Origin of the sequence: Psychrobacter cibarius (assembly GCF_016107535.1) — a bacterium.
GTDB lineage: Bacteria > Pseudomonadota > Gammaproteobacteria > Pseudomonadales > Moraxellaceae > Psychrobacter > Psychrobacter cibarius.
Genome location: NZ_JABASQ010000008.1, coordinates 1 through 24,823, shown reverse-complemented (window position 1 = coordinate 24,823; position 24,823 = coordinate 1). Strand labels below are relative to the sequence as shown.

Sequence of the window (24,823 nt, the reverse complement as noted above, 5' to 3'; positions counted from 1 at the left end):
CATTTTTTTCTAGATAATAGCTGTACAACCGTAAAAGACAAAACGGCTTGAATAAACCAGCTACTGTGCCAAACTGATGACTTACTCACTATGTTTCTTGTGTCGATATAGGACCACGCTTTCATGCAACAGTTTCAGTCCTTACAGCGCTTACTCATATTTTATGCACTGACCTTGCTGGTCATGTTGTCTATCTATTATTTTGCGCTGTTTCACGAGATAAAAAAACACAGTGAACAACACAGTATCGATACTTTTCATACATTACAGTATGAAGTTACTGAACGTGATGATCTTCTAAATCCTGACATTAAAAGGATTTTAGAAAAACCCGTATTTGAAGACATAAGCTATCAGCTGGTTTTTATGATGCCCTCTGGGCAAACTTATATCCATCGCCATACTCAGCCCAATGAGCGTGCTTTTGCTAACGTTACGTTTCCTATCATTAGCTCATCCCCTTCTAATAACGGCAGTCATAGTGCTTACACGCTCAATAATCGCAACTTAACCGGCACCATTAAACTCAAAAGTGGTCATCAGCTTTATATTATATTGCGCCATAAGCCGCTTATCATTGACTGGATATCTTATCGCTACTGGTTGCCATTGATGGCAGCGATCATGCTTTTTATTATCGCTTTGCTGTATATGCTCAATCGTCGCACCAATTGGGAACAGCTGCTGATTTATACGGACAATCTAAGTAGCCACGCAAAAGAAGCCTATAGTCCGCCGCCTTTTTTGCAAAAAAAATCTACGCCTGAGTTTTTGCGTTTAGGCCATGCGCTGAGCCGTGTCAGCTACCAGCTGCATAATGACTATCGCCGCATTAAAACCCTAACACACCGTCTTGAACGTTTGGTTGAGCAATCCCCTTTACCGATGCTGATGATCATGCGTCATGGTCAAATCAGCTTTTTCAATAAACGCTTTGAACAAATATTCATGTCTTTACTGCAAAGCGATAGCAACTATGAACTGACGGATTTTATCGCGGGTAAAGATGAATCCACGCAACGATTGCTGCAAACGTTATCCAACCTACGCGTTACTCGTACCTTAACAGTCTATGGGTTGGAAAATGAACAGACTTACCAATTGCACGTTACGCCATGGTTTGGTGAACATGGTCAGGTTCACGGCTTTACCGTACTGCTGAATAACGTTAATGAATTTGCCAGTCAAATAGGGCAATTACAGCAACAAAATCAACGACTACAACGCCAAATTAATGAATTTAATACGATTAAATCGACGATGGGTCATGATTTGCGCCTGCCATTAGAAGCAATGATTGACACGCTAGAACCGATTGATCCTGAGACCTTGACTGCTGCGCAGAATGATATTTTAATATCCTTAATTAAAAGCAGTCAGAGTATGCTAACGACGCTTAATGATGTGCTAGACATCGAGGAGATAGCGGTAAGAAAAACCCGCCTAAGCATTGAGCCTGTCGATATTTATAGACTGGGGCAACAGGTCAGTCAGTCATTTATAGAAAGGATAAGGCAGCAAGGACTTGAGCTGCTGTATTTTTTTACACCTGACAGTCCGCGTTGTATTGATACAGACCATCAGCGCCTACAGCAAATCTTGTACGACTTATTAGATAACGCAGTGAAATTTACCACTTCTGGCTACGTATCACTGACCATCGAAATGGTCAGTAATGCAGAGATATTAACAACAAAAAACCGAAGCTTAGTAAATCTTAATAAAGACCTTACACTGATTAAAAATAGTAAAATCAATAAAGACAATCCCAATTATGCCTCACACGACTGGATTCGTTTTAGCATAAAAGACAGCGGTATGGGCATCGATATAGCGAAGCAACATCAACTGTTGGTTCAGCTTAATAAAAGCAGCAACCAAAACACCCATCGAAACGTTAATTACATGCAAAAGAACACGACTGGGCAAGGCCTAGGGTTAAATAACGTCAATAGTTTTGCGCGATTATTGGGTGGTTTTATTGAAATAAAAAGCACGATGACTGAAGGCAGCAGTCTGAATCTTTATCTGCCTTGCAGACGTCCAAATTATCAGCCTATTTATCATCATAGTCAGCATTTGACTCATATCCATCTAATAGCAGTGATTAAACAACCACTACGTGCCAAACATCTGCGCGATTTTTGCGCATATTTATCGATGCCAGCTACTATCTATACCTCTATAGATAAATTAGATCTACAACAATTAAACGAAAAATTGGCACAAGACGAGCAAAGACTCGCCCCTATCTTGCTATTAGATTACGAATATTATGAAACCCTGTCTATTGCTTCCGCTAATCAGGCGATAGGGAATGATGATAGACAACAAGCATTAAATACCCTACTCGATAATCCGTCGCTACCAAAAATACTACTTAGTATGAAACCTGAGCGCCGTATTCCCTCTATATTATTAGATAAATATGAAGGATTCTTGAGCAAACCATTAGATGCGACTTTATTGCTCTCTGAATTACTGCGCTTAACCTTACCAGCGAGACAGAAGCTGGTTCAAGCCATAGAGATAAAAGAAGAGAATAAGCAGCTAGCAAACGAAGCAGATAAAGCTGCCAACGAGAATGTATTGCCACTTATCTTGGTAGTAGAAGACAGTCCAACCAATCAGAAAATAACGTGCAAGATATTGAGTAAACTTGGTTATCGTAGTGTGGTCGCAGAAGATGGTCAGCAAGCGTTAGATATGCTACAACAACAGCGTCAAGATATCTCACTCATTTTGATGGACTGTCGCATGCCTGTCATGGATGGGCTACAGGCTACCCAAGCGATTCGTGCGCAAGGCGATAAAATTGCGATTGTGGCGCTGACTGCGAACAATACCAAAGAAGATCGCGACGCTTGTATAGAAGTAGGAATGGATGAATTTTTAGCCAAACCTATCAACAAAAAAGAACTAGAGTCGGTTTTACAGAGCTTCATAAAATCATGACAATCTGTAAAACCTACTTTTTAGGTTTAAACCAATTAATTCATAAATCAGCTACTTCATGAACCAATTATTTCATAAAACCGTTATCTGCTAAAAATGCTTCTGTAATTTGGCTTTGCGGACTTGGCGTATTCATACCACTGGTTTGCGACTTATTTAACAAACGTTCTAAATAGCGCGCGACGATATCCACTTCGATGTTGACCTTATTTCCAACCAGCCAATGCTTAGCGATATTGGTCACTTGTGCGGTATGAGGAATGATATTTAAAGAGACAATATTGTCTCTTACAAGATTGGTCGTCAGACTAATACCATCAACCGTGATAGAGCCTTTAGTCGCTGTATAGTGCGCCAGCTCTTGTGGTATCTCAATTTCGATATAGATAGAGCGCGCATCTTGTTGCAGCTTACTGACCACGCCGACGCCGTCGACGTGACCCGCGACGATATGACCACCAAAACGCGTGGTTGGTAGCATCGCTTTCTCTAAATTTACTGTGTGACCAGCTTTTAAAGTTTCTAATGCGGTACGAGCGATAGTTTCACGTGAGACATCGACCGAGTAATGATTACTACCTAGGTCTACAACGGTTAAGCAGATACCATTGGAGGCAATAGAATCTCCTAGCTTCACATCACTAAAGTCCAAACCATCAGATTCTATCGTCAAACGTATATCACCGCCCGTAGGCTGCATGGACTTAACCTTTCCAACACTCTCTATAATTCCAGTAAACATATCGACCTCATTTCATTATGATGTTGTCTTTATAGACAATATATCTTAATCTATTAATATTGTGGCAGCATTTATCTAAGCCAGTTTTTTATGGCAACTTGAGCTTAATTAAGTCTATGATGGGATAGATTGTGGATAAGTCCTCATAAATCAACTCATAACGTATTAAAACACGCATTTCCGTTAAGTTATCCACAGAAAGCAAGATGTTGACTAACATCAATAAAGATTAGCAGTAAAACCCAAGTTACTGATTTCAAAGGATTAATATCAATTTTTTTATAAAAAGCCTAGTTTTCTGTTTCATGTGAAACAAAGTTATGCACAGTTTCATGTGGAACCTTGTACGACACTGACTGCTTATCCACATTGAGCAAAAATTTAGCGCAGACTGTGGATAAGCTGTTTATAAATAACCAGTTATAGCGGTAATAAAGTCAGTTTAAGGTCAGGAGTTAATGTTTCATGACTATAAATATTAAAACGCAACTGCTGAGCTAGAGACAATGGGTTAAAATCAACCATCGGTCTGGCTTGCGCGCCTAACAAACAAGGCGCCTGATAGACAATCAACTCATCTACCAATTGTTGGCTTAAGAAACTACCAGCAACACTAGCACCGGCCTCTACCAACACGTCATAACACCGATGATCACTGACTAATTTTTTTAGTAATTCAGTCAAGTTATCTTCGCGCCAATAAATCGTATCCGGTCGACGGCATAACTGATAGTCAGACTGTGAGCTGTGTTCTAAGCGCTGACGTCTATCGAGTACGACAACTTTAGGAGTAGGAACTTGTTCAGGTGGCACAGCTAGTTGGTTGGAACGTACATTAAGCTGTGGATTATCAGAGATAACCGTCTCACTACCAGTAATAATTGCGCCACTTTGAGCACGTAGCTTCTGCACATCTTCGCGGGCAGCCGCTGAGGTAATCCATTTTGACTCGCCAGATGCCATCGCGGTACGACCGTCAAGGCTGGTGGCAATTTTCAGTCGTACATAAGGCATCTGGGTGCGCATTGCCTTTAAAAATCCACGATTTAAAGCTTCTGCTTGCTCGGTTAATATACCGACTGTCACTTGAATTCCAGCCTGCTCTAACAGTTTCACACCGCGTCCTGCCACTTGTGGATTGGGATCAAGCCCTGCAATCACCACACGTTGCACACCAGCATTAATAAGACCCAAAGCACAAGGTGGCGTACGCCCCGTATGACTACAAGGCTCTAAAGTCACATAGGCAGTTGCACCTAAAGCCCTCGCACCCGCTTCTTTTAGCGCAAATACTTCTGCATGAGGCTGACCAGCTTTCGGATGAAACCCTTGACCGACGATCGCTTCTGCTTGCACGATGACACAGCCTACCGCTGGATTAGGTCTGGTGGTATATAAACCCTGTTTGGCTTGTTCGATCGCAAGCATCATAAAGTAGCGGTCTTGCGCATTCTGAGTATGGTTTGAGAGCGTCATAAAGAGATACACTTAATAAAAAAGTAGAGGGTAAAAACTATTTAACGTTATCGTCAGCTTTTTCATTTGGGCGAATATTGGCAATCTCTTGATGGAAAGCATCAATATCTTGAAAGTCGCGGTAAACACTAGCAAAGCGCACATAAGCAACATCATCTAACGTTTTAAGCTCACTCATGATGATCTCACCCAACACCTTGCTACTGATTTCACGCTCACCCATCTGTCTAACACGCTTCTCAATACGACTGATCATCGCCTCTTGTTCATCAATGGTGATAGGGCGCTTTTGCAATGGTAATAAAATAGAGCGGCGCAGTTTTTCATTATCATAAGGCTCAATTTTACCGCTTGACTTGATGATTCTTGGCATGACTACTTCTACCATCTCAAAAGTAGTGAAACGCTCTTGGCAGCTATTACATGAGCGGCGGCGACGGACTTGCGCACCTTCTGCCGCCAGACGCGAATCAATAACTTTCGTCTCTGACGCGTTACAATACGGGCAATGCATAGCGTTTCCTTATTTCAATATTAAGCACAAGAATCACAGTCACTATTTATAAGACCGAATGATAAGACCGAATGATAAGACCGAAATTTCTGAGAATTAACGAGCTGTATCAGGCAATTCAAAAAAATCGGCTGATTATTTTCCAATACAGAAACTACCAAAGATTTTGCCCAACAAGTCATCCGCACTAAACGCTCCCGTAATCTCACCCAAACTGTTCTGAGCTTGGCGTAAGCTTTCAGCGACTAACTCTCCTGCTTGAAAGACCGTTAACTGCTCGTGCGCCTCTGCTAAAGAGTCGGCTGTGCGTCTAAGTGCATCTATATGACGTGTGCGAGCAATTAGGCTGTTTTCTGGCGGATGAAAACCGACCTTAGCACATAAGGCTTCGACTAAATTATCGATACCAGCACCTGTTTCACATGAAACATTAACTTGTTCATAACCACGTTCTTTTATTGCGATTTGCGAGACAGAGGGTATTTGACTGCTACTATCATCTAGTAAATCACTTAACAAATCACTCTTATTAGCAATAATCAATAAGCGTTTAGCCTCTGGTAACTCACCAAATAATTGTTCTGCAAGCTGTAGCGGCGTACTTTCTTCTTCAAGATCACGAGTCACATCGTAGACCATCAGTAGCATATCAGCCTGTGTAATGGCGGTACGTGCTCGTTCAATCCCAATACGCTCTACCGTGTCTTCAGTCTCGCGCAGACCTGCAGTATCGGTCAAATGCAGCGTCAAACCATTGAGTACTACGGTCTCCTGTAGCGTATCACGAGTCGTACCTGCAACATCGGTAACGATAGCGCGCTCTTGCCCTGCCAGACGATTCAGCAAGCTTGATTTACCCGCATTTGGTCTACCCGCTAAGACCACATGGATACCATCACGTAAGAGCTGACCTTGCTTGGCGGTCGCCAATACTTGCTGTATCTTGTCTTGCGTTTGCTCAAGTTTACTTTGTATGACACCGTCTGATAAAAAATCCACGTCTTCTTCGTCAGGGAAATCAATCGCCGCTTCAACATGCAAACGCAGATGAATAAGCTGCTCTAATAGCTGATTAATCTTCTTTGAAAACTCACCACTTAGGGAGCGAATGGCACTACTCGCAGCGGCAGCACTGGTCGCATCGATGGCATCAGCGATAGCCTCTGCTTGTACCAAATCCAATTTATCATTATCAAAAGCACGATAAGAGAATTCCCCAGCACCTGCTTGTTTTGCGCCCAGCTCAAACACCCTTGCTAGCAGTTGATTTTGTAGAATCATGCCGCCATGCCCTTGCAGTTCAATCACATCTTCCCCTGTGAACGAATGCGGGCCTTTAAAGTACAGCACTAATCCTTCATCAATGACTGTACCATCAGCCTGATAAAAACGACAAAAACTGGCCATACGTGGCGTAAAAGCAGACTTACCCGTTAGTGTACAGGCAATGTCATAAGCACGCGCACCTGACAGACGTACAACACCAACGCCACCTCTTCCAAGCGGTGTGGCAATAGCAGCAATCGTGGCCAAGCCAGATGCTTTAGGTGGTTCAGATGCTTTAGGTACGTTTGACGCCATCTCTAGGGAATCCACAATTACTCTCAATAGCTAAAAACCCCATTATAGACGGCTGGACACAGACTGACAAAGCAAACTTTAAATAGCCATGCTTTGCGCTTATTTTATTTCAAATCAGTGAGCGATGATAGAAATGTCACGCATAAAAAAACCACCGCCGTAGCGATGGTCTTTTATCAATTGATGAGCTACTTAGTCCAATACTTTAACAGTACGACGCTTTTGCTCTTCTTCGACTTTTTTATTGACAATATATTGCTGAGTCATACTGAACAAGTTGTTGACTGTCCAGTATAGTACGAGACCAGCTGGGAAAAACAACATGAAAGCAGTAAAGATGATTGGTAAGAACTTCATCACTTTCGCTTGCATCGGATCAGCTGGCTGCGGGTTTAGCTGCTGCTGTACAAACATCGAGGCACCCATCAGCAATGGTAAAATAAACCAAGGATCCATCGCCGATAAATCCTGAATCCATAAAATCCAAGGTGCATGACGCAGCTCAACACTCTCAACCAACACCCAATATAGCGCTAAGAAGATAGGCATTTGCATCAAAATAGGCAAACAACCTGCCATTGGATTGACTTTTTCTTCTTTATAAATAGCCATCATTTCTTGCGACATCTTCATTCGATCGTCGCCATGCTCTTCTTTAAGTGCGGCTAATCTTGGCGCAATCGCACGCATCTTCGCCATCGAATAATAGCTCTTATTCGAGAACCACATCAGAGCAATTTTGACTAAAATCGTCAATACAATGATTGACCAACCCCAGTTACCGATGACTTTATGAATACCGTCCAAGATGGCAAATAAAATCTTCGATATTGGCCATAACAACCCATAATCGACCGTTTTATTAAGACCTACTGCCACGTCTTTTAGCTCAGATTGTACCTTAGGACCAGCGTATAAGGTGGCATCTAATGTCACTTGTTTATTCGGCGCGACATTGACAGGCTGACTGTTAAAACCAATGAAGTAATCATCGCCTGCTTCACGGCTAAAGAAAGTAGCGGTAAAGTTTTCAGGTACCCATGCTGATACAAAGTAATGCTGCACAATACCGACCCAACCTTTATCGCTACTAACAGCTAGCTCACCATCATTAAAGTCTTTAAATTTGAGCTTGTTATATGGATCATCAGGAGTACCCCAAGCGCCGCCTAAGTAAGTAGCCATACTAAGCGCACCCTTATCAGACATACCTGGATCTTTACTGTCATCACGTTTCAACTGGGCAAATAGCTGACCTTGCCACGGTTGTGTAGAAGCATTTTGTATTTGATAGCTAATATCAATCGGATATTTATTTTCAGTAAAGGTAAAGGTCTTAGTAACGGTCACGCCATCTTTTTTATAAGTCAGCGGTACTGACAGCGTCTGTTGCCCTGCTTCCATGACGTAATTATTAGCAGTATGGCTGTATTTGGCACGACCTTCTGCAGTATCAATACCATTAGGACCAATAAGACCAGACTGAGCCACATACACGCGATTACTATTATTCTCTAGCAATACGAAAGGCTTATCGCTATCGAGCGTTGCGTCATACTGCTTAAGAGCAGCATAAACAATATCGCCGCCTTCTGGGTTGATCTTTATATCATAACGATCGGTAGTGACCGTGATTAATCCCGTGTCTTTAGCAGGCGTTGCCGTCACAGCATCATTAGCGACTGTATTGTTATCAACAGGCAACGTCTGTACCGGAATATCACCTGCTGCACCAGTTGTCGAAGGGATATCAGCACCTACTGAAGTAGTGGTTTCTGACACCGCATCTACAGCTGGCGCATCGGCATAATCATCTCGCCATGCCAAAATCAGCAGATAAGCGGTGATTAACATCGCAATGATGATCATCACCCGAAATATCTTTTGCATAAACCTTTCCTAGATTAAAAAATTAGGGAATGAAAAATTAGGGCATGTGTCATGACCGTACAATTATCATCATATGTGACAACAGTATTGCCAGTCATTTACATAAAATGTGCATCATTTTACTAAAAATCCGCCTTAAATGATACCAAGAGTGTGGATAACTTGTGGGTAACTAAATAGATATCCACAACTTCGCAGTCGATGACGAATGCTATGTTAGTTTCATCATATGGTTTAAGCGAGACACATAGCCTTTATTATCTCTAAAAACATATAAACCTTGAACTTTGACACTAGTAGCTAGTGCGTTAAAAGGTACATATTGATAATGATAAGAGGATAACGGTAGCGGCACAAAATCAATGCCGTGTCCACCCAAAGGATGACAACTGCTGATACGTTTTAATAATAACCAACTGCCTGCTCGGACTCCATGCCATGCCAAAGCTTGTTTACCATAATTCGAGCACGTAGGGTAATAGCGGCAACGAGCAGGTAATAGTGGGCTTATTAACTTTTGATAAAAAACAATAAAATAATAAATAATTTTATAAAGAATATTATTTAAATTAATAAATAAAAAATCCATCTTATTTTTTTTCTACTTTTTTAATAATATTGATTATTTGATTTTTTAATTCTTTGTTATCTATATCTTTTATAGATTTTTTAACAATAAAAACAATATCTTTGTTTTCTAAAGAATGAGCCTTTACACGAAAGTGCTCACGTATTTGACGCTTGATTAAATTTCGCGCGACAGCCGTAGGAACTTTACGCTTGGTAATAGCCATGCCGACTCGTGGCTTATCATGATCATTGGTACGCACAAATGCCATTAGATGGCTCTGATGAAGCTTACGCTCAGGTGCATCAAAAACCTCACGGAAGGCCGCAGGCGTGAGCAAACGCTGCTCTTTGGTGAAGCGGGCATTAGCTGCCGCTGAAACAGTATTGGACATAGCACAACCTAGTATAAGAGCGAATAACGGTAGCGGAAATAATAGCGCAGAAATAACAACAAAGTACAGAGACAAAAAAAGCGCCGATGTGGGCGCTTTTAATATATGGCTAAGTGTCAGTTGTGGTGATTGACTATCGCAATCTATAAATAATAGAAACACAACAAGCACTATAAGCCATGCTTATCGCAATCTACTGATTATACAGTAAGACGATGACGTCCTTTAGCGCGGCGACGAGCTAAGACCTGACGGCCTTTTTTAGTTGCCATACGAGCACGGAAACCGTGAGTACGTTTACGCTTGATCACGCTTGGTTGGAATGTACGTTTCATAACTCACCTATCAAAATAATGGACTAAATTCGTAATAACGGAGGATTATACCACCGCATAGAATCTTGGTCAATGAACTAATTTAATCTATGTCGATGCAGACAGATATTTTGACAGAGGAAATATCATTTTAAATGATTCATCGTGTGTAAATTTCATATTCATAACTAAAAAATAACGACTCAGTTAATTAATTCAGTGATGGATTCCCAAAAGTTATCCACAGTTTTTTTCGAAATCTATAATAATTAACTATTAATATATATAAGTATTGTTGTTATTGGGAGCTCGATTATCTGTGGCTAAGTAAGTTTTCCTTTTTATTATCAACATATTGTACTATGGGTAAACCTGTGGATAACCTGTGGGCTAAATATGGATAACTCAACTTTTAAAGTTATGCACAAAAGTATCCACAGCCTTATCCCCAAAAAACAAGGTTTTATCCACAGGGTATTTGTGTTAGATTAGCCCCTACTTAATATATGGCTTCGTATAGTTTATCAACGTAACTCCCAATATGGTTTCCAACGGAAATAATTGCGGAAAATATTAAGGGCTACGCAACAGATCACACTGCTAAAACACAAATATTATTTCAAATTATAGGGTTAGTATTTTTCATGATAGACACAGCAAATATTTGGGATAAATGTCTAAATGACCTACGATATAACGTCAAAGACAACGTATTTACTATGTGGTTGAGACCATTGTCAGCTCATCAAGAGGCGCAAACGCTGACTATACTTGCTCCTAATGATTATTTTGTGACTTACATCAAAAAAAACCACTTGCAAGAGATACAGCAGCTGGTTGCTAAGCACAGTCAGGGAAGTATCGAAGAGGTGGTTGTGCGTGTTGATAACGCTGGCCGCGATAACGAAGACAATCGTCAATTGCAATCAGGGTCTTTGTTTGATGAAGATAAACCCTCCCCTACCCCTGCAGACCATCAGTTTGAAACTATTCATCATAACAATGCAAAAGCAGATATTGATGCCAATATGCGTCACGCAGAATTGGTTGATTCTGCTGATGCCAAGTCGTTAAGTTATCTAAACCCTGACTTTACTTTTGAAACTTTTGTCACTGGCAAATCTAACAATCTGGCTTATAAAGCCTGTTATGAGCTTGGTAAGCGCCAATCAAAAAATCGACACAATCCTTTATTTATATACGGACCTTCTGGTTTGGGAAAAACGCATTTAATGCATTCTGTAGCACATCGATATTTAAAAAATAATCAAAGTTTTTATTATTTCACTTCTGAAAAATTTATTAATCAATTGGTTTATTCGTTAAGAAATAATAAAATAGAAGATTTTAAAAAGAAAATTAAAAAAGTTGATTTATTGATTGTAGATGATATTCATGTATTGGCAGGAAAAACCAAAAGTAGTAATGAGTTTTTGACACTGTTTGCAGATTTTACCAGTGGTGATAAACAACTTATTTTGGCTTCAGATCGTCATCCTTCGCAAATGACCGAATTTGATGAACGTTTTAGATCGCGATTTTCTTGGGGGCTAACTGTAGCAGTTGATCCGCCTGAGATTGATACTCGTGTGCAAATTTTGCAAAAAAAAGCAGCTTCATATGGTATGACACTGCCTAAAGAATGCGCATTATTCATCGCTCAAAACGTGGTTTCAAATGTTAGGCGTTTAGAAGGTGCTCTAAATCAAGTTTTTGCCAATGCTAACTTGACGGGTGCACAGATTACTCTTGAAATGGTGCAATATGCGCTAAAAGACATCGTCGCGATGCGTGTGCAAGCTGTGAATATGGATAATATTCGCAAAGTGGTTGCTGAGTACTATGATGTGACCATCAAAGAGATGATGGGTCGTAAACGCACGCGCAGTATTGCTAGACCGCGTCAAATAGCGATGGCATTATCGCGTGAGTTGACTGGTGATAGTTTTCCTGAGATTGGTCAATCATTCGGTGGTCGCGATCATACAACGGTGATGCATGCTTGCGATAAAGTTAATGAGCTACGAGCAGCAGATCCTGCTTTTGATAAGGATTACAAAACACTGGCATTGATGCTGCAAGCGGGTTAGCAGGTGACGGTATCACTATGTTTTAGTGGATTGATATGGTTTATAATATTAAAAATACGAGTAGACAGACAGCGAATGGATTATAGTCAATAGACAGGGTATGATTAAGCCATTATTGTTAAGTTTTATAATAAAAATCATTTAAATAAGAGTAACCAAGCATGCAATTATCGATTAATCGAGAGTCGTTACTAAAAGCCATTAATTTGATCGCCAAGGCTGCTGATAAACGGCACAATATGGTTATTTTGGGCAATATCAAGCTACAGCTATCCGAATCAATGCTTATTTTGACGGCTTCTGATTTAGAAGTAGAGCTGACATCGACGTTGAAATTGCCTGCTGGTGCTTGTATTGAAGCTGGTACCACAACTTTACCTGCAACAAAATTAAAAGACATCTGTAAATCATTGCCTGCACAAGCTCAAATTAATTTGGCTACTCAAGAAAATGAACGCTGCTTATTAACCAGTGGCAAGAGTCGCTTCACCTTAGGGACATTACCTAGCGAAGATTATCCGAGTTTGGGTAATCCCGAAAATATTACGCCATTGACCATCAGTCGCAATCGTCTTATCGATTTGATTCATAAAACGCAGTTTGCAATGGCGATTCAAGATGTACGCTATTATTTGACTGGCATGTTGTTTGATGTGTCGCAACAGCAGCTGACGACGGTTGCAACCGATGGGCATAGATTGGCTTTGGCGCGCAGCGTTATCGATGTCAGTGCTGATTTAAATATGCAGGCTATTTTGCCCCGTAAAGCTGTCATTGAGCTTGAGCGCTTGGCCTCTGAGCTAGGAAAAATGCTTGGTGAGCAAGACAATCAGGTCACCTTGAGCTTCGGTCGTGAGTTTTTGCAAGTGAGCTTACCCTTTGGTGACGTTGATAGTGCCGGGCAGGTCAATCAGAACCTGATGGTTACTTTCACTGCGCGTCTGATTGATGGAAAATTCCCTGATTATCGCCGAGTGATGCCAAGTAATACGGATAAATTGGCTTTATTCAATCAAGCAAAAATGACGGACGTACTGCGCCGTGTCGCGATTTTGAGTAATGAAAAATCTCGCGGTGTGGTGTTTAATTTTGCCAGCGATGGCATGGTAGAAGTGCGTGCTAATAATGCAGAGCAAGATGAAGCGGTGGAGATGATACAGGCGAAGTATCAAGGTGAGCCGATGGAGCTGTCTTTTAATGCGGCTTATTTACAAGATGTGCTTGGTGTGATTCAAGGTGATTTGCAAATGCACATGAGTCAATCAAACGCGTCGGTGCTAGTCAATCAGCTGAATGATGAGTTCCATCAGTATGTCATTATGCCAATGCGTATATAGTTTCTGTATAATTTCTATATGTTTTCAATAGGCTTAATAGCAGGGACTAAAGACACTCAGTTTGCACTAAAAAATTAAGGTAAGCTGAGAGTCTTTGATTAAAATCCAGTATTTTAAATTTAATTATTATTAAACTTTTGCCTATTATTATAGGTAGCGTCAATAGGTGGCTGTCGGCATTATGATTGAACGTCTACAAATATCCAACCTACGCAACCTGACGCACGTCAATCTACATGCAACAGCTTGCAACGTCATTATCGGTGCCAATGGCAGCGGTAAAACCTCATTACTTGAAGCCATATTTCTGCTATCAAGAGGAAAAAGCTTTCGTCATCACCAGCCAAAACGCTATATTCAGCACCATCAAAATACAGCGACTGTATACGTTAGACTCAATAATAGTAGTACCTTAGCTATCCAGAAACAAGCTGACGCGACCACAATTCTACGTCTGAATCAAACCACTGTCTATAACCAAAGCATCTTAACTGAGCAACTGCCAACGCTACTGATAGATCCATCGACGATGGATATGTTAGAGCAGGGTAGTGCTAGTCGTCGCCAGCTGCTAGATTGGCTAGTGTTTCACATGAAACAAGGCTTTCATCCGCAATGGCTCGCCTATCAGCGTCTATTAAAACAGCGCAATAGTTTACTAAAAAAAACGCGTCATTTGACCCAAGTGCAGCTCGCTGAACTAAAATCGTGGGACAAAGGACTTAGTAATCATGCGGCACTGATTCATCATTATCGTGAACGGATATTTGCAGAATGGCAGCCTTATTTTGCTGAAAGTATCGCGCAGTTATTACCCACTTATGCGGAGCAATTGAGCCTCAGCTATAATGCTGGTTATGATACTAATGTTGCGCTGGATATACAGCTTAACGAGCGCTTAGAACAGGATTTGCAACTGGGATATACTCGTATCGGTAATCACCGTGCTGATGTTCATGTGCATTGGCGTTCTAATGACTCGACAGCGTCGAATAACAATTTCTCAGATACAATGCATGAAGCGGACACTAACCTCAAAGTACCTGTTATAAAACAGCAGGCAGCCAATGTATTGTCGCGTGGTGAAAAAAAGCTATTAATCACAGCACTGCGTTTATCGCAACTGCCACTACTGCTAAATACTCAAAAGACTAATGATCTATCAAATGTTAGTGCTCATGCTCAGGTGACACCAGTGGTATTGCTAGATGATATCACTGCAGAGCTTGATGATAGGGCGATAGATATTCTATTGTCGACGTTAGCGCAGCTGCCATGTCAGGTATTTATAACCAGCTTAACCGATGATATTTTGCCTTTGGTGCATCAATATTGGTCAAAATCCAGTACGTTTCATGTGAAACAAGGTCAAATCTTTAGTCCTTAATTATCTCCTTTATGTTATCTCCTTTCTCCATGGTCTTTCATATCGATACTTATCTACCTGTCGTTTCGTAATGATATAGGCTATCTTTGCGAGCTGGTTTTATAGGCATAAAACGCTCAGTAAACAGTGACTTAGAGGCAAAAAAATGCTAAAATAGGGCTTTATTTTTGTCCTGTTCTCAGCAAGTTGTTTGATGACGTTATATAGGCGTTTTTCAATGTCTATGAATTTCTAAGTATTTGATAAATAGGTGTTTTATTTGCTCTCTTGGTTTTTATAATGTTTAAAAAAAGAAGCCGATGTTAGAGAAAAAAAGCGCGGACTTGAAACTCTTTTTAAGTCGCTATCAACACTCAAGAATTTTCAGCTAATCGTGTTTTAGCTGGTAATGCTTATCAAAGGTTTTGACTATAAAAATTAAGTCTAAAATAACGTTATGAGGCGTCATCGTAGTGGTGCGCTAATAACAAACGGCTGATTATGGCTAGATTAAGGAATGCACATGAGTGATTCATTACCTACCGACCACGAGCAACTGACGTCAGACAGCATTGCTGAAACTACGGCACCAGCGGTGGTTCCTGAAAGTTTACCTTCTGATTATAGCTCCAAAGATATTCGTGTATTGCGCGGGTTAGAAGCGGTACGCGTACGCCCTGGTATGTACATCGGTGATACGGATGATGGTACAGGCTTACATCATATGGTCTTTGAGGTGGTGGATAACTCTATCGATGAGGCACTCGCGGGTCATTGTGATCAAATCGATATCATTATCCACGAAGACGAATCTGTGAGCGTCATGGATAATGGTCGCGGCGTGCCTGTCGATATCCATCCAGAAGAGGGTGTATCTGCGGCGCAGGTCATTATGACTGTCTTGCATGCAGGCGGTAAGTTCGATGATAACAGCTATAAAGTATCAGGCGGCTTACATGGTGTTGGTGTCTCGGTCGTTAACGCCCTATCGAAAAAGCTTGAAATGAATATCTGGCGTGAAGGCTATCACTATCATCAAACCTATACTGATGGGGTGCCTGATGCAGACATTCAGCAAATGGAGCCAACCGACAAAACCGGTACGCAAATTCGCTTTTATCCCAGTAGTGATGTGTTTACTGGCACCATCTTTGAGTACGATATTTTAGCGAAGCGTTTGCGTGAGCTATCATTTTTGAACTCGGGCGTACGCATTGTTTTAACGGATGAGCGTATTGATAAGCGTCATGAGTTTGAACACAAAGGCGGCTTGTCAGAATTTGTCAGCTATATCAATGCTGGTAAAGATGGCATCAATGAAGTCTTTCATTTTGTGAGTGAGCAAGATGACGGTATCAGCGTCGAAGTGGCATTACAGTGGACAGATACTTATAACGAAAAAGTGTTTTGTTTCACCAACAATATTCCCCAAAGGGATGGTGGTACGCATCTATCTGGCTTTCGTTCAGCGTTGACGCGTTGTTTGAATACCTATATGGATCGCGAGAATCTCTTTAAAAAAGAGAAAGTCGTTGCTACTGGTGATGATGCGCGTGAAGGTCTAACCGCTATCGTATCCGTTAAAGTTCCAGATCCTAAGTTTTCGAGTCAAACCAAAGATAAACTGGTATCAAGTGAAGTGAAATCTGCTGTCGAATCAGCAATGCATGATAAGTTTAATGATTATCTGCAAGAGAATCCAAGCGCTGGTAAGGCTATTGCTGGCAAAATAATTGATGCCGCTCGTGCTCGTGATGCCGCTCGTAAAGCCCGTGAGATGACGCGTCGTAAAACCACGTTAGATATCGCTGGTCTGCCTGGTAAGTTGGCAGATTGCCAAGAAAAAGATCCGGCATTGTCAGAACTTTACATTGTGGAGGGTGACTCTGCAGGTGGTTCAGCAAAACAAGGTCGTAGCCGCAAAACCCAAGCGATTTTGCCATTGAAAGGTAAAATCCTAAATGTAGAGCGCGCACGCTTTGACAAAATGCTGTCTTCTGCTGAGGTTGGTAACTTGATTACTGCGCTTGGTTGCGGCATTGGTCCAGACGAATATAATCCAGATAAAGTACGTTATCATAAAATCATCATCATGACCGATGCGGACGTTGATGGATCACATATTCGTACCCTGTTGCTGACTTTCTTCTTCCGTCAAACGCCTGAGTTGATCGAACGTGGTTATATTTATATCGCCCAACCACCGCTTTATAAAGTGAAAAAAGGTCGTCAAGAGCTGTACCTAAAAGACGACGAAGCACTCAAAGCGTACTTATTGTCTTCAACGATTGATAATACTAAGCTGCATATCAGTGCGGATGCTCCTGCTATTACTGGTCAAGCGCTAGAAACGCTACTAAATGATTATAACCAAACGCAGCTGATCAAAGCCCGTTTGCAGATTCGTTTTCCAGCGGTACTTTTGGATGCGTTAACGCATACACCGAAGCTTAGCACCGATATGACTTATGATTTGCCTGCGATGCAAGCTTGGAAAGAGGCGATGCAAGCTCAGCTTGAGCACTTCGGTAGTGACTTGAGTCCGGAGCTTGAACTGGTCAATATCCATGCGCCGCAGCCTAAAAATATGGATGCTGCTGCTGCTGATTTATTGGGTATGAAGCCTGTCATTGAAGTTGAAGGCGGGGAAAATGTTGACGCTGAAGCTCCAGTAGCAAAAGCACAGTGGCTACCGCGTATTACGGTGTATGTGCACCAGTTAGCCCATCATTATCTGCTAGATGCTAGCTTTATCAATTCGGGCGAGTACAGCAAGTTGCAGCGTTTGTCTGCTGAATGGAATACCTTGCTTGCAGAGGATGCTTTTATCCGTCGTGAAGCAAGTGCGGGAACCACTAAAGACATTCCTGTACGCGATTTTGATTATCTCTGGCAGCAGATGATGCTTGATGCGCGTCGTGGTCTAGCAATTCAGCGCTATAAAGGGCTGGGTGAAATGAACGCAGATCAGCTCTGGGATACCACGATGGATCCTGAAAACCGTCGTATGCTACGCGTGACGATTGAAGATGCGATTGCGGCGGATCATATGTTTACTTGCTTGATGGGTGATCATGTTGAACCGCGTCGTATTTTCATTGAAGAGAATGCATTGACGGTGTCTAATTTAGACATCTAGGTTGGGGCTCTAAGTTGGACATAAAGAGTTGCGAAATCATTGTTAATTAATTAAAAAACCACCGCTTTGGCAATCAAGGCGGTGGTTTTTTAATGTTAGAATTGTTTCACGTGAAACTTAGTTTACGAATTGCTTTAGATAATGGATATAGAAATGATTGAAGTTTTTTTACTTGCGATAGCCTTGGCGATGGATGCATTTGCGGTATCAATTGGGTTAGGGGCTAAGTCGCAAAAGAAATCATCTGCTTATGTGCTGCGTTTAGCCGTTTATGCAGCACTATACTTTGGTATTGCGCAAGGTGTGATGCCGCTGATAGGTTATCTATTGGGTGCAGTATTATTAGGCTGGTTGGCGACTGCTGCACCGTGGATTGGTGGTGGGATTCTTATTGTGCTTGGCGCTAAGATGATATATGAAGCGTTTAATGGTGAGGTTGAAACGGTATTAGCAGGCAGTTTCGATGAAAATATACAAGAAAAAATCAATCATCGTATGATGTTTACATTGGCTATCGCTACCAGTATTGATGCGATGGCAGCAGGCTTTACTTTAAACTTACTGGCACTTAATGCATGGCTAGCGTGCTTCATTATCGCTATTGTCACCGCTGGATTTGGCTTTTTCGGTATCTATTTAGGTAAGTCTTCAGGAACGTGGCTCGAGGATAAAGCTGAAATACTTGGTGGATTCGTATTGATAGCCATTGGTATAAAGGTGATGTTTATCCGTTAATAATCATCATTATTTGAATTGGTTCTCTACAATAAAAAGCACCCCTTTGATGATCACAGGGGTGCTTTTTTAATAAATACTTTGTTTCACGTGAAACTATAACTATTTTATATTAACTACTCTCTATTCTTCGTCAGTATCAAAACGCCATGCGAGTATACGCGTACTTTTTTGACCTTGGCTCATCTCAATGATACGCATTTGAGCAACACCAAGTTGTTTTAGCAGTAGTTGCATTGGTTTCACATTTTCTGACTTTGAGACTAAACTTGTGAACCAGCCAACATGCTCAGCGAAATCTTGACTCTCTTTTGCCATTTTGGTTAAGAAGGCAATCTCACCGCCCTCAGACCATAGCTCTTTATGCTGACCACCAAAGTTTAGGTTTTGCGCGGCATTGCCAGACTTGGTTGAGCTGCGGCTAATTTGTGCATTCTCATTCTTACCGCGATGTCGTTGCAAATTATGCTGCTTACGGCTATTGGCTTCCATCGCTTCTTCTAATGAGGCATGGAATGGTGGGTTGCAAACCACCACATCAAAGTAATCTTGGCGACCGATGATATTTTTAAAAATACGCTTAGGCTCAGGTTGTAGTTTTACTTTAACTGCACTTTTTAGTTTGGGATTGGTCTCACAAATCAGCGCGGCGGTATTGACCGAAATAGGATCAATATCTGAAGCCGTAAAGCGCCAGCCATAGCTTTGGCTGCCAATAATCGGATAAATCGCGCTGGCACCGGTGCCAATATCAAGGGCATGGATTTCTTTGCCAGTCGGCGGGGTATTCTCTTTATTCACATGCGTGGTTTGTGCGAGTAAATCGGCAATATAGTGAATATAATCGGCACGTCCCGGAATCGGTGGGCAGAGATAACCTTCCGGAATATCCCAAAATTTCACACCATAATAATGAGCCAGTAGCGCCTGATTAAGGACACGCACGGCGGCACTGTCGGAGAAGTTAATCGTCGACTCACCTTTAGGATTGGTAATGGTGTGTTTAGCAAGCTCAGGCAAAGCGCGAGTCAATACTTCAAAGTCATAGCGACCTTGGTGCGGATTGCGCGGATGTAGCTGTCCTAATTTTTTGGCAGTTTCAGGCGATCTGTTTCGGTGATTATTGGCGGTCGGGCGACGGTTCATAGGCTTACTGGTCATAGTATCGGGCTTTGATGTTTGAATATAATGCACCATTTTAGCAGATTTCACGAGTCACTAGCGTCTTATCGACTACGTAAAATCAGATTTAATCCCAATATTATCATCGCTGTACCCAATACGCGGTCGATCCAATGTTCAAAACGCTGAAAGCGACGATGAATGGCAGGAATAGACAGCAACATCACCACGGTACTAAACCATGCCATCTGCAAGACCATCATCCAGACACCATAAATAGCCAATTGCCACAGTGGTATATCGGGTGAGAGTACGAGTGTAAATATCGCGACGAAATAGACGGGCGCTTTGGGATTAAACACATTGCAAAAAAAGCCACGACGTAGGATGGAAGCGGTTGAGTCTGTATCTATGGGTGTTTTTTTAATTGAAATATCAGCATCTGAATCTATGGCGTCTAAATCTGCTGGTTTTTTAGCTTTGGCTTGAATACCTTGCCAACCTAAATAAATAAGATAACTGCCGCCCAACCATTTAATAGCGGTCAGTAATGGCTGCGAATGGGCGATGAGCGTTGCCAGTCCTAGCACCGAATATATAATGTGTACGGCAAGACCTAAGGTAATACCAAGACTACAAATCAAACCCGTGCGTCTACCTTTTGCCAAGGTTTGCTGCGATACCAAGACAAAATCAGGACCTGGGGAGGCGGCAGCGAGTAGATGGACGCTGGTGATAAGTAAAAAACCGTGCCAAAATTCCATAACGTGCCCTGAGTCATGTCTTGAGTTGGATAATAGTTGCACTTATCGTAAATGAGGTCAACTGATATTGATACCACCGCTGATATGATGCTTGCGTTACACCGAACGTATGTCTATATTAAAAGTAAGTTACATAATTTTTAGCGGTATTAATTCGCCATGTGACAAACCATAAAACGATCGCTCTAATAGGGATAAAAATATGACTACGGAAAGTACTACTAGTACAGACACTCGCATCACTTATGACATCCAAGATTATATCTGCTTGATTGGATTAAATCGCGCCGATAAACGCAATGCCTTTGATAGCCATATGATTAAGCAACTGTCTGAGGCACTCACTCAATATGAAAATGATGCCAATCTTCGCTGTGCGTTAATATTCGCCCATGGGGAGCACTTTACCGCAGGGCTTGATTTGATGGAGCTACAGGATAAATGGAACAAAGGCGCGTTTGAGTTTACAGCCGATGAAATCGACCCATGGGGCATTGGTGGTAAATTACGCAGCAAACCTGTCGTCGTTGCGATACAAGGAACTTGCTTTACCGCTGGGATTGAGCTGATGTTAAATAGTGATGTGGTCATCGCCAGTAGCAACTGCAACTTTGCCCAAATGGAAGTCCAGCGCGGTATCATGCCGTTTGGTGGGGCAACGGTTCGCTTCGTTGCGGCAGCTGGCTGGCAAAAAGCAATGCCGTATCTACTCACTGGTAAAGCATTCGATGCGCAAACGGCTGATAAACTAAATCTGGTCAGTGAAGTGGTGGCAAATGGTACTGAGTATGAGCGCGCGCTAACTATCGCGAAAGAGGTTTGCAAAGCTGCACCGCTTGGTGTGCAAGGATTACTATCCTCAGCGCAAGATGCCAGCCGTAATGGTGCAAAAGTAGCACTAGCCAACATTCATGGCTATCTACCTCATTTATTTCATTCAGAAGATGCAAAAGAGGGTGCGATGGCGATGGTTGAGAGACGGGAAGCTGAGTTTGTGGGACGTTAAGCACTATAAGCTAAGAAATAACAATTTAGATTAGAAGAGATAGTATGAATCAAAGCTCATCAGCACAAAGACTAGAAACTGAACAAAGTAATAGTAGCAATTTTAAAATAACGGTACTTTCTCCTTCAGATAACCTTGAGAGTAGTGCAAGCTACAAAAATTATGAGAAAAGATTAGTTGCAGCATTAAGGCATGAGCTTGTGTTAAATATAGCTCTTACGGGGATATATGGCTCAGGTAAGAGTAGTATTTTAAACACTTTCAAAAGAACTTACGAGAATAAAAATGAGTGGGATTTTTTGGAGGTATCACTTTCTACATTTAAAGTTGAGAAGGTTAGCGAAGGCAATCAAGCTGATGAAGAGAGTATAGATAAAGAGGTGAGAGGTCTTACGCCAGATAAAATTCAGCTAATTGAAAGAAGTATATTACAGCAGTTTTTTTATGCTGTACCTCAAAGCGATATTCCTTTATCAAGATTTAAACGTATTACACAAAATTCTAAAGAGAATTATAGGGAAGTATTAGGTGTAATTATTCTGGGATTATGGAGTTATCTCTATGCTTTTGATCTTATAGGTTTTATTACAGATTTGATAGAGTTCGCAAACTGGTATCATTATTTTAATTTAGTTATTTTAATCGCTTGTACATTATTTCTGATAGATAAAATATTTAGCTATGGCTTTGGTCTCAAAGAGATAAAGTTCAACCTCCACAACGCTGAATTTAATATCAAGAACGAACAAGAAAAATCTATTCTTAATGATCATTTAGATGAGATATTATATTTTTTTGAAACTACTGGAAAGAATGTTGTCATCATCGAAGATTTAGATAGGTTCAATGATACTGAAATTTTTATTAGACTTAGAGAGTTAAACTCAATTATTAATAAGTCTTGCCCGCATCGAGTTGTGTTTATATACGCAATTCGTGATGATATTTTTGAGGACAATGAAAGAAGTAAGTTCTTTGATTACATCATTCCTGTTATACCTATAGTTAATCCAACGACTGCATATGACATAGTCATAAAAGAACATAGCAGTATAGCAAACGAGCTTGATAATAAATTTTTATTGAATACTTGTTTATACTTTAGCGATATGAGGCTTTTAAAGAATATTTTAAATGAGTATGAGGTTTACTTTGATCAACTTAAAGTTTTGGATATAGATAAGAATAAACTCTTTGCAATGGTTGTTTATAAAAACTATCACCCAAACGAGTTTGCCAAACTAAACTCGAACTCAGGTGAAATATATGAGATTTTCCATAAAGAGAAGCTGAAAATAGTTGAAATTTTGGCAACAGAAAAATACCAATTTATCTCTAACTTAGAGCTTAAAAAAAATAAAATTTTAGATGAGGGGTTAAACTCAATTAAAGAGCTTAATAGTGTTTACTCTTATATGGTTTTAAGGAAGTTGGACAGTGTAATGCAACAAGGGACTTACGGCCGGCAGTCAAAAATAAATGTTGTCGTTGATTCTAAAGGATATAGTATAAGCAATATTGTTAGTACTGAAGTGCTTAAGGAAATGGCACAACATCAAACGATTATTTTGGAAGTAACTAATACAAGTTTTACAGTAAGTTTCAATTTTAGTGATATTGAAGATGAAGTTAACCCCGATACACCTTATCTAGATAGGCTCTCTAATATAGAAGGTAAGAAAAATGGTGAGTTAGAAAAGTTATTAAATGAAGAGTCTAATACGAGATATGAGATCCAAGATACAAAAAGAATGATGTTAAGAGAATTGCTGAATCAGTCTGATATTATTATTGACAAGCCTTTATTGAAGTTCTTTATCACTAATGGATATATAGACGAAACATATCAAAGTTATATCTCTTATTTCTTTGAAGAATCTATTAGTTTGAATGATAAAAACTATGCTCTTTTAGTTAGTACTTTTGATGAACCAGATTTTGAGCTTGAATTGAAAAAATGTGGTGAGTTAGTTGAAAATTATTTGGGACTGGATAAGTTATCAACTCACAGTGCTCTAAACTTCACTATGTTAGACTTTCTGCTAAATAACTCTAGTAAAACCATATATCTTGAAAAGTATATAGAAGTTATTTGTGATGCATCAAATTTATCTAGAGATTTCCTTAAGCTTTATCTCAAAAGAGATAAAAATCTCTCTTTATTGATACCAAGGATAGTAGGTATTAGAGAGGATATTATCGATGAAATAAATATCTACAACAATACGGAAGAAGCCAGATTTAATCTGAAAAGGTTTATTAAGTACCTACCTTTAAAGTCATATGAAGAACTACCGTATTTAACTGAAAATATCAAAGGTGAGCTAAATATTCTAAGAGATTATGTTAGTTTTGTTTTGGATTGTTTTGATAGTGATTTTGATAAATTTCAAGAGTTTACAGATGCTCTTAAGCCAGTACTCGAACATGCTGCTTTTTCAGAAGTTCAGGTCAGAGAGCTTAATTGGCTAGGTGAGAGCAGATACTTAGCTATTAATAAGTATATGATAAAACAAGTTCTAGTAAATAATTTAGAAGACACTGATACAGCTATTACTGATTTAGAGGTTAAGCCAATAACTCTTATGGCTAACTCTGGCATTGACTATCTAGCTAAAAATATTTGGTCTGAAAACCTATTAGAATATATAAGAGTTATTTTACTAGATGCAGATGAAAACACTTCATATTCTGAAGATGAAGATGTCTATATTAAAGTTTTAAATGTGTTTAATAGTCGAGATTTAATAATAGAGAAATTTATTGACCTCACTTTGACCCCTGCTGTCAAATCCGTATAACTAAACTTGGGAGATTTTGATTACGCAGC

General features: G+C 40.5%; 18 protein-coding genes. 8 read left to right on the top strand and 10 right to left on the bottom strand.

The window, feature by feature from the left end; translation table 11 throughout:
• Window positions 1-123 precede the first annotated feature (123 nt).
• Window positions 124-2,955 (top strand): response regulator, encoded by a 2,832-nt coding sequence (locus JFC08_RS06935; protein ID WP_198330207.1) that lies wholly within the window; start codon window positions 124-126, stop codon window positions 2,953-2,955.
• 67 nt (window positions 2,956-3,022) lie between these two features.
• On the opposite strand, the gene JFC08_RS06930 is transcribed toward JFC08_RS06935, so the two are convergent.
• The 8 genes from JFC08_RS06930 to rpmH form a co-directional block, all read right to left on the bottom strand.
• On the bottom strand, window positions 3,023-3,697 hold the full coding sequence (locus JFC08_RS06930) for a riboflavin synthase (RefSeq protein WP_060492108.1): 675 nt from the start codon (window positions 3,695-3,697) through the stop codon (window positions 3,023-3,025).
• A 420-nt stretch (window positions 3,698-4,117) separates the two neighbouring features.
• Complete coding sequence (ribD, locus tag JFC08_RS06925; RefSeq protein ID WP_198330206.1) at window positions 4,118-5,173, bottom strand: bifunctional diaminohydroxyphosphoribosylaminopyrimidine deaminase/5-amino-6-(5-phosphoribosylamino)uracil reductase RibD; 1,056 nt, start codon at window positions 5,171-5,173, stop codon at window positions 4,118-4,120.
• 37 nt (window positions 5,174-5,210) lie between these two features.
• Entirely contained in the window at window positions 5,211-5,687 is a 477-nt protein-coding gene (nrdR, locus tag JFC08_RS06920) for a transcriptional regulator NrdR (protein WP_045442876.1), read from the bottom strand.
• A 135-nt stretch (window positions 5,688-5,822) separates the two neighbouring features.
• Window positions 5,823-7,268 (bottom strand): tRNA uridine-5-carboxymethylaminomethyl(34) synthesis GTPase MnmE, encoded by a 1,446-nt coding sequence (gene mnmE / locus JFC08_RS06915; protein ID WP_198330249.1) that lies wholly within the window; start codon window positions 7,266-7,268, stop codon window positions 5,823-5,825.
• 192 nt (window positions 7,269-7,460) lie between these two features.
• Window positions 7,461-9,158, bottom strand: coding sequence for a membrane protein insertase YidC (gene yidC, locus JFC08_RS06910; protein WP_198330205.1), 1,698 nt, complete (start codon window positions 9,156-9,158; stop codon window positions 7,461-7,463).
• Between the two features lie 211 nt (window positions 9,159-9,369).
• A complete protein-coding gene (yidD, locus tag JFC08_RS06905; RefSeq protein WP_198330204.1) occupies window positions 9,370-9,747 on the bottom strand; it encodes a membrane protein insertion efficiency factor YidD in 378 nt (125 codons plus the stop codon).
• 1 nt (window position 9,748) lies between these two features.
• A complete protein-coding gene (gene rnpA, locus JFC08_RS06900) occupies window positions 9,749-10,120 on the bottom strand; it encodes a ribonuclease P protein component (protein ID WP_045442882.1) in 372 nt (123 codons plus the stop codon).
• Window positions 10,121-10,320: 200 nt separating this feature from the next.
• Window positions 10,321-10,455, bottom strand: coding sequence for a 50S ribosomal protein L34 (gene rpmH / locus JFC08_RS06895; RefSeq protein WP_007394757.1), 135 nt, complete (start codon window positions 10,453-10,455; stop codon window positions 10,321-10,323).
• A gap of 623 nt (window positions 10,456-11,078) precedes the next feature.
• Here rpmH and dnaA point away from each other — a divergent pair.
• From dnaA to JFC08_RS06870, 5 genes are all read left to right on the top strand, one after another.
• Entirely contained in the window at window positions 11,079-12,524 is a 1,446-nt protein-coding gene (dnaA, locus tag JFC08_RS06890) for a chromosomal replication initiator protein DnaA (protein WP_045442885.1), read from the top strand.
• Between the two features lie 161 nt (window positions 12,525-12,685).
• The gene (gene dnaN / locus JFC08_RS06885) at window positions 12,686-13,861 is read left to right on the top strand and encodes a DNA polymerase III subunit beta (protein ID WP_198330203.1); all 1,176 of its coding nucleotides are present in this window, start codon (window positions 12,686-12,688) and stop codon (window positions 13,859-13,861) included.
• A gap of 181 nt (window positions 13,862-14,042) precedes the next feature.
• Window positions 14,043-15,248 carry a DNA replication/repair protein RecF gene (gene recF / locus JFC08_RS06880; protein WP_198330202.1) on the top strand — a complete coding sequence of 402 codons (1,206 nt, stop codon included), beginning with the start codon at window positions 14,043-14,045 and terminating at the stop codon, window positions 15,246-15,248.
• Between the two features lie 502 nt (window positions 15,249-15,750).
• Entirely contained in the window at window positions 15,751-18,366 is a 2,616-nt protein-coding gene (gene gyrB / locus JFC08_RS06875) for a DNA topoisomerase (ATP-hydrolyzing) subunit B (RefSeq protein ID WP_198330201.1), read from the top strand.
• A 153-nt stretch (window positions 18,367-18,519) separates the two neighbouring features.
• Window positions 18,520-19,101, top strand: coding sequence for a manganese efflux pump MntP (locus tag JFC08_RS06870; RefSeq protein ID WP_198330200.1), 582 nt, complete (start codon window positions 18,520-18,522; stop codon window positions 19,099-19,101).
• Between the two features lie 123 nt (window positions 19,102-19,224).
• On the opposite strand, the gene rlmF is transcribed toward JFC08_RS06870, so the two are convergent.
• Window positions 19,225-20,262 carry a 23S rRNA (adenine(1618)-N(6))-methyltransferase RlmF gene (rlmF, locus tag JFC08_RS06865; protein ID WP_198330199.1) on the bottom strand — a complete coding sequence of 346 codons (1,038 nt, stop codon included), beginning with the start codon at window positions 20,260-20,262 and terminating at the stop codon, window positions 19,225-19,227.
• A gap of 65 nt (window positions 20,263-20,327) precedes the next feature.
• On the bottom strand, window positions 20,328-20,987 hold the full coding sequence (locus JFC08_RS06860) for a LysE family translocator (protein ID WP_198330198.1): 660 nt from the start codon (window positions 20,985-20,987) through the stop codon (window positions 20,328-20,330).
• A gap of 202 nt (window positions 20,988-21,189) precedes the next feature.
• Here JFC08_RS06860 and JFC08_RS06855 point away from each other — a divergent pair, with 202 nt between their 5' ends.
• Together JFC08_RS06855 and JFC08_RS06850 are read left to right on the top strand one after the other, a co-directional pair.
• Complete coding sequence (locus tag JFC08_RS06855) at window positions 21,190-21,993, top strand: crotonase/enoyl-CoA hydratase family protein (protein ID WP_198330197.1); 804 nt, start codon at window positions 21,190-21,192, stop codon at window positions 21,991-21,993.
• A 44-nt stretch (window positions 21,994-22,037) separates the two neighbouring features.
• Complete coding sequence (locus tag JFC08_RS06850) at window positions 22,038-24,794, top strand: YobI family P-loop NTPase (protein ID WP_198330196.1); 2,757 nt, start codon at window positions 22,038-22,040, stop codon at window positions 24,792-24,794.
• The last annotated feature ends 29 nt before the right edge of the window (window positions 24,795-24,823 follow it).

Coding starts and splice junctions, on each gene's coding strand:
- JFC08_RS06935 (WP_198330207.1), top strand. CDS start 124: ATGCAACAGTTTCAGTCCTTACAGCGCTTACTCATATTTTATGCACTG.
- JFC08_RS06930 (WP_060492108.1), bottom strand. CDS start 3,697: ATGTTTACTGGAATTATAGAGAGTGTTGGAAAGGTTAAGTCCATGCAG.
- ribD (WP_198330206.1), bottom strand. CDS start 5,173: ATGACGCTCTCAAACCATACTCAGAATGCGCAAGACCGCTACTTTATG.
- nrdR (WP_045442876.1), bottom strand. CDS start 5,687: ATGCATTGCCCGTATTGTAACGCGTCAGAGACGAAAGTTATTGATTCG.
- mnmE (WP_198330249.1), bottom strand. CDS start 7,268: ATGGCGTCAAACGTACCTAAAGCATCTGAACCACCTAAAGCATCTGGC.
- yidC (WP_198330205.1), bottom strand. CDS start 9,158: ATGCAAAAGATATTTCGGGTGATGATCATCATTGCGATGTTAATCACC.
- yidD (WP_198330204.1), bottom strand. CDS start 9,747: ATGGATTTTTTATTTATTAATTTAAATAATATTCTTTATAAAATTATT.
- rnpA (WP_045442882.1), bottom strand. CDS start 10,120: ATGTCCAATACTGTTTCAGCGGCAGCTAATGCCCGCTTCACCAAAGAG.
- rpmH (WP_007394757.1), bottom strand. CDS start 10,455: ATGAAACGTACATTCCAACCAAGCGTGATCAAGCGTAAACGTACTCAC.
- dnaA (WP_045442885.1), top strand. CDS start 11,079: ATGATAGACACAGCAAATATTTGGGATAAATGTCTAAATGACCTACGA.
- dnaN (WP_198330203.1), top strand. CDS start 12,686: ATGCAATTATCGATTAATCGAGAGTCGTTACTAAAAGCCATTAATTTG.
- recF (WP_198330202.1), top strand. CDS start 14,043: ATGATTGAACGTCTACAAATATCCAACCTACGCAACCTGACGCACGTC.
- gyrB (WP_198330201.1), top strand. CDS start 15,751: ATGAGTGATTCATTACCTACCGACCACGAGCAACTGACGTCAGACAGC.
- JFC08_RS06870 (WP_198330200.1), top strand. CDS start 18,520: ATGATTGAAGTTTTTTTACTTGCGATAGCCTTGGCGATGGATGCATTT.
- rlmF (WP_198330199.1), bottom strand. CDS start 20,262: ATGACCAGTAAGCCTATGAACCGTCGCCCGACCGCCAATAATCACCGA.
- JFC08_RS06860 (WP_198330198.1), bottom strand. CDS start 20,987: ATGGAATTTTGGCACGGTTTTTTACTTATCACCAGCGTCCATCTACTC.
- JFC08_RS06855 (WP_198330197.1), top strand. CDS start 21,190: ATGACTACGGAAAGTACTACTAGTACAGACACTCGCATCACTTATGAC.
- JFC08_RS06850 (WP_198330196.1), top strand. CDS start 22,038: ATGAATCAAAGCTCATCAGCACAAAGACTAGAAACTGAACAAAGTAAT.